This is a genomic window from Pedobacter sp. 01N416 (genome assembly GCF_056399685.1).
Genome location: NZ_JBFTRT010000387.1, coordinates 1 through 5,457 on the forward strand (window position 1 = coordinate 1; position 5,457 = coordinate 5,457).

General features: G+C 38.3%; 4 protein-coding genes. 3 read left to right on the plus strand and 1 reads right to left on the minus strand.

What is annotated here, in order from left to right:
• The coding region (locus AC1DND_RS19500; RefSeq protein WP_477584143.1) for a PspC domain-containing protein at window positions 1-187 on the plus strand (187 nt) is incomplete at its 5' end.
• 139 nt (window positions 188-326) lie between these two features.
• Here the strand turns inward: AC1DND_RS19500 and AC1DND_RS19505 are convergent.
• Window positions 327-983: an ankyrin repeat domain-containing protein gene (locus tag AC1DND_RS19505; protein ID WP_477584145.1), complete on the minus strand. Its 657-nt coding sequence runs from the start codon at window positions 981-983 to the stop codon at window positions 327-329.
• 854 nt (window positions 984-1,837) lie between these two features.
• Between AC1DND_RS19505 and AC1DND_RS19510 the strand changes: the two genes are divergently transcribed.
• The gene (locus AC1DND_RS19510; protein WP_477584147.1) at window positions 1,838-4,429 is read left to right on the plus strand and encodes an FtsK/SpoIIIE family DNA translocase; all 2,592 of its coding nucleotides are present in this window, start codon (window positions 1,838-1,840) and stop codon (window positions 4,427-4,429) included.
• A 61-nt stretch (window positions 4,430-4,490) separates the two neighbouring features.
• Window positions 4,491-4,916 (plus strand): outer membrane lipoprotein periplasmic chaperone LolA1, encoded by a 426-nt coding sequence (gene lolA1 / locus AC1DND_RS19515; protein ID WP_477584149.1) that lies wholly within the window; start codon window positions 4,491-4,493, stop codon window positions 4,914-4,916.
• Window positions 4,917-5,457 lie beyond the last annotated feature (541 nt).

Genomic DNA, 5,457 nt, shown 5'->3' on the forward strand with positions numbered 1-5,457 from the left:
ACAGAGTTTTGGCGTTTCTACTTATTTGGCTAACAAGTTGAACATGAGCACAGCGAAAGTGCGTTTGTTTTTTATTTATTCGTCGTTTTTAGCGGTGGGTTTTCCAATATTGTTCTATTTTTTAGCGGCTGTTGTACTCGATATCAGGACGTATATGAAAAGAATGCGGTCGAGGATTTGGGAATGATTTCAGTTGGCAGTGCCCAATTTGCAGTTAACAGTACGAGTTTGTAGTATATGAAATGAAAACTGTGGACTTCAAACTGAAAACTGTTCAGTAGGCAGTTAACAGTATCCAGTTTGCAATTGATTAAACTGAGAACTGTCTAGTCATCGTCTCTTAAAATCTCTGCAATTTCATTAAAGCCTTTTTCTGCGGCTAAATCTGCAGGCAGTTTTCCGCCTTCCATGCGCAAAGAAACTTCTGCTCCGTGTTCTAACAATAAAATAATCAATTCTATATTTCCTAATTGTGCGGCGGTATGTAAGGGTGCCAATCCTGCTTTCTGACAAACATTCGGGTAGGCACCGGCTTCTAAAAGTATCTTGGTAATATTAAAATTGTTGGCGGCAACTGCCGAGTGGATCGGAAATACATTAAATCCATTTTTCGATGGCAGGTTAACATCTGCACCTTTTAAAACTAAAAAACGGGCTAGATCTTCATGACCAAAATAACAGGCTAAACCTAGTGGTGTAAACCCATCTTCCGAAAATTCGTTAATACTATTAGGATTTTGAAATATTAATTGCGACGCTGCATCAAATTTGCCCACTGCACAARCTTCGAACAAGGTTAGGTCATCTACAAATTCGGCAATTAAATCAGCGATTTCCTGTTTTTTATAATAACAGGCCAATAACAGTGGCGAAATGTGATGGGAGGTGTCAATATTTGCCAATTTTGGATTTTCAACCAAAATTTCTTTTACTGCTTGTAAATTTCCAGCCTCAATTTGTTCTTCGAGTTGCGCTATGCCCATAGTATTGTTTCAAAAATCGCTTTAAATTAACAAAAATTAAGAAATTGTAAACTTTATTGCCTAAATATATATAGTGTAAGGCAAATTAGCAAAGATTATACCTCGCAGGTTTTTAAAACCTGCGAGGTCTCGCAAGCCCCAGAACTACAGACTCAGTTAAATAAACCTGATAGAACGAAAAGCCCGGAACGAGGTACGAGTGAGGACTTGAAGTGATAGCAGGACTATCATGACCGAAATGAGCCGAACCCTGCTTTTCAAAATAATATGAACAGCCAAAGTCGCTTTAAGACCTGAGTCGATATATTATCACTATATCTTTAAAAGAGCTCCCATAGCTATTTTTAGCTAATTGTCGTCGCCCTGACCCGATAGCTATCAGATTTATTTCAGGGGCTTCTAGCAGGAAAGATGCTGAAACAAGTTCAGCATGACGATCGTGTTAGGAGAAAGAGGCTAAAAATGGTCGCTACGAATGGAAATTAATCAGGCTGAGGTTATAAGGTTTATAAATAAAAAAATCCCGTTTAACCTCTCCAGGCAAAACGGGATAAAACCTAAAACAAAATCCGTTTCATTTGACAAAAACGTAACAACTTGTGTGTTGTTAAAATAATAGACGATAATTTCTGTTTAAGGTTTAATGCCCGATGAATATTTTTATTTAATTTAAGGCAGATTATAAAACCAATAGATAGAGGTGCAAATTTAGCGCTTCTTGAAAATAGTGAGTGGTATGATAAAAGCCCTAGCAGCAATGCTTACAATTTGTGATTATTTTTTTTGTTAGGCTTTCGTTAATGCTGCGCAGTTTTATCTAAGTTTGTTCAATATTAAATTATTTAGGATAGAAAATGTCGGTAAGGGGTAACCAGTTTAAAACCAATACATTCAGAGATAAAGGTGCAGAAAATGCGCCTGGCAGATCATCATCAGGTCGGCAGCCGAAAGAAAAAAGAGATTTTTTGCCAAGCTTCGATTTGGCAGATGGCCGTGCAGTTAAAATTGTAGGTCTGTTTTTTGTGATATTGTCGTTATATTTTTTAATTGCTTTTACCTCGTATTTATTTACCTGGCAAGATGACCAGAGTTATGTAATCGATGCAAATGGTGGTTGGGGCAATCTTTTTAAAACAACAGAAGAACTAAAAGAAGCTGGTGTTTCTATACCGGTAGTTCAAAACTGGTTAGGTAAGTTTGGCGCCTTGTTATCGCACCAGTTTATTTACGAATGGTTCGGTATCGCATCTTTCTTGTTTGTTTTGGCCTTTTTTATTATCGGTTACCGTTTATTATTTAAAGTTAAAATCCTTTCTATCTCTAAAACATTAGGTTATAGCTTTTTCTTTTTACTGTTTATATCCCTAACCTTAGGTTTTGCCCATAGTTTCTGGTCAGAATCGCCACATTATTTAGAAGGCGAGTTTGGGTATTGGAGCAATAAATTATTAGGTGCCCAAATTGGCGCAGCCGGGGTGGCGGGACTAATTGCTTTTGCCGGATTAACCATTTTAATCATCGCATATAACATCGATTTTAAATTTCCGGAGCGCAAAGAGAAAGAGGTTTACCTGGACAACGAAACGCCAGATTATGTAAATGATATTAGAGAGCAGGCAGTAAGGAACAAAACTTTCGAAGAACCTTCGGCGCCTATTGAATTTCCGGTACGAGATAAGCCAGTAAGTAACGAACGTAAGCCACAAAACGTGGTATTACAGCCAAGCCGTTTCGAAGAAAAAGAAGAGGAAGAAACTGTAGCACCTGTTGTATTATCTCCGTTGGCTACCAATTTGCCTCTTGCTACTGCTGCGGCAACAACACTTCCGTTAACGGTAGAACCACCAATTGAAGCCGAAAAGGAACCTGCTTTTACGATCGAAAAAACTGAAGAAGAAAAAAAATCGGATGATTTGGTTGAACAGTTTGGGAATTATGATGAAAAATTAGATTTATCTGGTTATAAGTATCCAACAATAGATTTGCTCGAAAATTATGGCACCAATAAAATTTCGGTAAATGCCGAAGAATTGGAAGCCAATAAAAATAAAATTGTCGAAACCCTTAATCATTACAATATAGAAATTGATAAGATTAAGGCAACCATTGGCCCAACGGTTACCCTTTACGAAATTATTCCGGCCCCTGGGGTAAGGATTTCGAAGATTAAAAACCTGGAGGATGACATTGCGCTTTCGTTAGCAGCTTTAGGTATCCGTATTATCGCACCAATGCCAGGAAAGGGTACAATTGGTATCGAGGTACCTAACCAGCACCCAGAAATGGTACCGATGCGCAGCATTCTAAATACCGAAAAATGGAGCCAAACCACTATGGATTTGCCTATTGCATTAGGTAAAACCATTAGTAATGAGGTTTTTATAGCAGATTTGGCTAAAATGCCTCACTTGTTGGTGGCAGGGGCAACTGGTCAGGGTAAATCGGTTGGTATTAACGCCATTCTGGTTTCGTTGTTGTTTAAAAAACACCCTGCACAACTGAAATTTGTACTGGTCGATCCGAAAAAAGTAGAGTTAACTTTATTCAATAGAATTGAAAGGCACTTTTTAGCTAAACTACCGGGAGAGGCCGATGCAATTATTACCGATACCAAAAAAGTTGTAAATACTTTAAATTCACTTTGTATCGAAATGGATCAGCGTTACGATTTATTAAAAGATGCACAGGTTAGGAATTTAAAAGAATACAACGATAAGTTTGTTAAGCGTAAGCTTAATCCAAATAATGGCCACCGCTTTTTACCTTTCATTGTTTTAGTGGTAGATGAGTTTGCCGATTTAATGATGACTGCGGGTAAAGAGGTGGAGGCGCCAATTGCACGTTTGGCACAGTTGGCCAGGGCAATCGGTATTCACCTGGTGCTGGCTACGCAGCGTCCATCGGTAAATATTATTACAGGTACCATTAAAGCCAACTTCCCGGCCAGGTTAGCCTTTAGGGTATTGTCGAAAATCGATTCGAGAACCATTTTAGATAGTGGTGGCGCCGATCAGTTAATTGGCCGCGGTGATATGCTTTTATCTACAGGTAGCGACTTAATCAGGCTACAGTGTGCTTTCGTTGATACACCTGAGGTAGACCGGATTTCTGAGTATATTGGTAACCAACGCGGTTATGCTGATGCTTATCAACTGCCAGAATATATAGATGAAGCAGGGGAGGGCAGTAAGGCCGATTTTGATCCTAATGAACGCGATAAGTTTTTTGAAGATGCTGCCAGACTGATTGTGATGCATCAGCAGGGTTCTACCTCATTAATACAACGTAAACTAAAATTAGGCTATAACAGGGCAGGCCGGATTATCGATCAATTAGAGGCCGCCGGAATTGTTGGTCCCTTTGAAGGAAGTAAGGCGCGCGAAGTCTTGTATCCGGATGAATATTCTTTGGAACAGTTCTTGAATAGTATGAATGACAAAGATTAGATTAAACCAATAACAAAAAATCTACTCTAACGTTTCAAAGGAAAAATTTAAAAAAGAAAAGATGAAGAAATTAATTTCAGCATTAATGGTTGTAGTTGCTTTTACAACTTCAACTTATGCTCAAACTGATGCGAAAGCTAAAGCCATTTTAGCTGAGGTGAGTAAAAAATACAAATCGTATAATATTGTAAAAACAGATTTTACCTTCACTTTGGATAATCCAAAGGCAAAAGTAAAAGAAACCCAGCAAGGTACCTTGTATGTTAAAGCCAATTCTAATAAGTATAAAGTGGCGATGACCAATCAAGAATTGTTTAGTGATGGTAAAAGCCAATGGACTTATTTGAAAAAAGATAAAGAGGTCCAAGTGAGCAATGTAGATAATAGTGGCGATGCCATTAACCCTGCAAAGATTTTTACGGTTTACGAAAAAGGATTTAAATATGTGTACACTGGTAGATTTAAGATAATTATTATTTCCGCCTAGGCGGGATGAAACCTGGAGGTTCAGTTGGAAACAGCTGAACCTTTTTTTGTTGATAACAATCTTAGCTATTTATCAACTAAGATGTGCTAAGGTAACTTAGGTGGTGAAAAAGCTAGGATGGGTAAATGCCTTAATTACCTAAGTTTTATTGTGTATAGTCCTAAGGCGGTCGTCATGCTGAACTTGTTTCAGCATCTTTCCAGCTATTAACTGGCCTTGATTCCTTAAGAAGGCACAAATATCATTTTTTTTCGCTCTTTGCCGCGGGGCATGGTAGTTTTTCGCAGATCATGTTATTTTTATTTGTGCTCAAGAATGCTGACGCATTTTGGAGCGCCAAAGTACCCAAAGCGCTTCGTCAATCCATCAAGGCAGCTCAGCACAATCCAAGCACATCAAAAAAACAGCGGCACTTCGTTTTGTGTTCAATTTTCGTAACATTTTGAAGCAGCATTTATGAACACAAAACCACTGCGTTTAAGGTTTGGTAGTGCTATTTTTTCTTTTGTGCAACTGTTTTTTTGATTTCTCCGCCACTTGG